The sequence below is a fragment of the Streptomyces sp. SID486 genome (genome assembly GCF_009865385.1).
Taxonomy (GTDB): Bacteria; Actinomycetota; Actinomycetes; order Streptomycetales; family Streptomycetaceae; genus Streptomyces.
This window is the reverse complement of sequence record NZ_WWJT01000534.1, coordinates 1-3,908: the sequence shown is the minus strand read 5'-3', so window position 1 is coordinate 3,908 and position 3,908 is coordinate 1. Positions and strand designations below refer to the sequence as shown.

The window sequence follows — 3,908 nt, the reverse complement described above, 5'->3', positions numbered from 1 at the left end:
GGGCGGTCGTCACCGGCGCCGCCCTGCCCGCGCTCACCGCGGGCCTGACCGCGCTCGCGGCCGGCGAGGCCGCGCCGAACGTGGTGCGCGGCAGGCCGGCGGGGGAGTCCCGCATCGCCTTCGTCTTCCCCGGACAGGGCTCCCAGTGGACCGGCATGGCCGCCGAACTGCTGGACACCTCACCCGTGTTCGCCGCGCGCATGGCCGACTGCGCGGCGGCCCTCGCGCCCGTCACCGACTGGGACCTGATCGAGACCGTGCGGGCGCGGCAGCCGCTGGAACGGGTGGACGTCGTCCAGCCCGTGCTGTGGGCGGTCATGGTGTCGCTCGCCGAGGTGTGGCAGTCCCACGGTGTCCGCCCGGCCGCCGTCATCGGCCACTCCCAGGGCGAGATCGCCGCCGCCTGCGTGGCCGGCGCCCTCTCCCTCGCCGACGGCGCCCGCATCGTGGCCCTGCGCAGCCGGGCCATCGCCGGTGAACTCTCCCACCGCGGCGGCATGATGTCGGTGGCGCTGCCCGAGGCCCGGGTGCGCGAACTGATCGCCCGCCACGCGGACCGGGTCGCGGTGGCCGCCGTCAACGGAGCCTCCTCCGTGGTGCTGTCCGGCGACGCCGACGCCCTCGACGAACTCCGCGAGACGATCGTGGCCGGCGGCGACCGCGCCAAGCGGCTCCCGGTGGACTACGCCTCGCACAGCGCCCACGTCGAGTCGATCCGGGAACGGCTGCTCGCCGACCTGGCCGGCGTGCGCCCCCGGCCCGCCGAGGTGCCGTTCTACTCCACCGTCACCGGAGCCCGGCTCGACACCACCGGCCTCGACGCCGGCTACTGGTACACCAACCTGCGGCAGAGCGTGCTCTTCGAGCCGGCCACCCGCACCCTGCTGGAGGCCGGGTACGGGGTGTTCGTCGAGTGCAGCCCCCACCCCGTGCTCCTGCACAGCATCGAGGAGACCGCCGACACCACGGGCGCCGACATCACCTGCCTCGGCTCGCTGCACCGCGACCACGGCGGCCCCGAGCGGGTCCTGGCCGCCCTCGCCGAAGCCTTCGTGGCCGGGCTGCCGGTCGACTGGGGGGCCGTGTTCGCCGGCCTGCCGGTACGCCCCGCCGACCTGCCCACCTACCCCTTCCAGCGGGAGCGGTACTGGCTCGGCCGGTCCGCCGCCGCCGGTGACGTCACCGCCGCCGGGCTCCGGGCCGCCGGACACCCCCTGCTGGGCGCCGCCGTCCCGGTCGCCGGGGGCGGCACGCTGTTCACCGGCCGCCTCTCCACCGCCACCACGCCCTGGCTGGCCGACCACGCCGTCTCCGGCACCACCCTGCTGCCCGGCACCGCCCTGGTCGAGCTCGCGCTCGGCGCCGGTCACGACCTCGGGTGCGGACACCTCGCCGAACTCACCCTCCAGGCACCGCTGCTGCTGCCCGCGCGGGGCGCCGTACAGCTGCAGCTCCACGTGGCCGCCGCCGACGACTCGGGGCACCGCGCCCTGACCGTCCACTCCCGCCGCGAGGGCGCCGACGACACCGCCTGGACCGCACACGCCACCGGCCTGCTCGCACCGCAGATCGGCACCCCCGCCTTCGACCTCGCCCTGTGGCCGCCCCGGGGCGCGCAGCCCGTACCGGTGGAGGACGCCTACGCCCGCCTGGCCGCCCTCGGCTACGACTACGGCCCCGCCTTCCAGGGACTGCGAGCGGTCTGGCGGCGCGGCGAAGAGACCTTCGCCGAGGTCGAACTGCCCGTCGACGCCGACTCCTTCGCCCTGCACCCGGCCCTCTTCGACGCCGCCCTGCACGCCGACGGCCTCGGCACCGGCGCCCAGGAGACCGCCCGGCTGCCCTTCTCCTGGACCGGGGTGTCGCTCCACGCGGCCGGAGCCACCGCGCTGCGGGTCCGGCTGCACGGCGGTGAGGCCCTGTCCCTCCAGCTGGCCGACCCCACCGGCGCCCCGGTCGCCGAGGTGGCGGCCCTGGTCTCCCGGCCGGTCGACCCGGCCGCACTCGACGCCGGGACCCCCGTCGACGACCTGTACCGCCTGGACTGGCCGGCGCTGCCCGTGCCCGACGCGCCGCCGCCGCGGCATGCCGTCCTCGACGAGCGCGGCCCGGCCGCCCTGGACACCGTGCCCCCGTGGGTGGTGCTGCCGGCCGGCGGCGAGGACGAGCCGGTCAGCGGCTCGCGCCGCGCGGCCGAGCGTGTCCTGACCGCCCTCCAGGACTGGCTGGCCGACGAACGCACCCGCGAGACGCAGCTGGTGATCCTCACCCGCGGCGCCGTGGCCGTGGGCGAGGAGGACGTCACCGACCTGGACGGCGCCGCCGTGTGGGGCCTGGTCCGGGCCGCGCAGGGCGAACACCCCGGGCGGTTCGTGCTCGTGGACCACTCCGACGGCGACGCCGCGGCCGCGGTGGCCGCAGCCGCGGCCGGCGGTGAGCCCCAACTCGCCCTGCGCGAGGGGGCGGTGCACGTGCCCCGGCTGGCCCGGGCCACGCCGCGCGGCCAGGCGCCGTCCCTCGACCCCGACGGCACCGTGCTGATCACCGGCGGCACCGGTGTGCTGGGAGCCCTCGTGGCCCGGCACCTGGTCACCGCGCACGGGGTACGCCGCCTGGTGCTGGCCGGGCGCAGCGGCACCGCCGCCGACGACTTCGCCGACCTGGACGCGGAGATCGTCGTGGCCCGCTGCGACGCCGCCGACCGCGACCAGCTGTCCGCCCTCCTCGCGGAGCTGCCGTCCGGTCACCCGCTCACCGCGGTCGTCCACCTCGCCGGTGTCCTCGACGACGGGCTGGTGACCGACCAGACACCCGGCCGGCTGGACGCCGTCCTGCGGCCGAAGGCGGACGCCGCCTGGCACCTGCACGAGCTGACGCGGGACCTCGGCCTCGCCGCGTTCGTGCTGTTCTCCTCCGCGGCGGGCACGATCGACGGCGCCGGGCAGTCCGGTTACGCCGCCGCCAACGCCTTCCTCGACGCGCTGGCCGCCCACCGCAGGCACCACGGACTGCCCGCCCACTCCCTGGCCTGGGGCTTCTGGGAGCAGCGCACCGGACTGACCGCACACCTCAGCGACACCGACGTGGCACGCATGGCGCGCGCCGGCGTCCGCCCCCTGCCCACCGCGCGCGGCCTGGGGCTGCTCGACGCCGCCCTGGCCGCCGACGAGGCGCTGCTGCTGCCGGTCGCCCTGGACCTCGCCGTCCTGCGCCGCGCCGACGACGTCCCGGCCGTCCTGCGGGCCCTGGCGCCCGCCCGCACGCGCCGCACCGCGGCCGCCGTCACGGACTCCGCGCCGCTCGCCGCCCGGCTGGCCGCCCTCGGCCCCGCCGAACGGGACGCGGCCCTGCTGGAACTGGTCCGCACCCACGTCGCCGCCGTCCTCGGGCACGGCGCGGACATGACGCTCGATCCGCGCCGCTCGTTCCGCGAGTCGGGCTTCGACTCGCTCACGGCGGTGGAACTGCGCAACCGGCTGGGCAACGCCGTCGGCCTGCGCCTGCCCGCCACCCTCGTCTTCGACTACCCGGACGCGGACGCCCTCGTGGGACACCTGCGCACGGAACTCTTCGGCGCGCAGGCCGAGTCCGCCGCCGAGCCGGCCGTGCGCGCGGCGGACGAGCCGGTCGCCGTCGTGGCCATGGCCTGCCGCTACCCCGGCGGCGTCCGCACACCCGAGGAACTGTGGCGGCTGCTGGCCGACGGCGGTGACGGCATCGGCGCCTTCCCCGCCGACCGCGGCTGGGACCTGGACGGCCTGTACGACCCGGAGCCGGGCAAGGCCGGCCGCTCCAGCACCCGGTCGGGCGGATTCCTGTACGACGCCGCCGACTTCGACCCGGACTTCTTCGGCATAGGCCCCCGGGAGGCCCTGGCCATGGACCCGCAGCAGCGGCTGCTGCTGGAG

The 3,908-nt window shown here is 77.3% G+C and carries 1 protein-coding gene; it reads left to right on the top strand.

The genetic code is table 11. The annotated features are described in order from the left end of the window. The coding region (locus GT045_RS24495) for a type I polyketide synthase (protein WP_161335461.1) at positions 1-3,908 on the top strand (3,908 nt) is incomplete at both ends.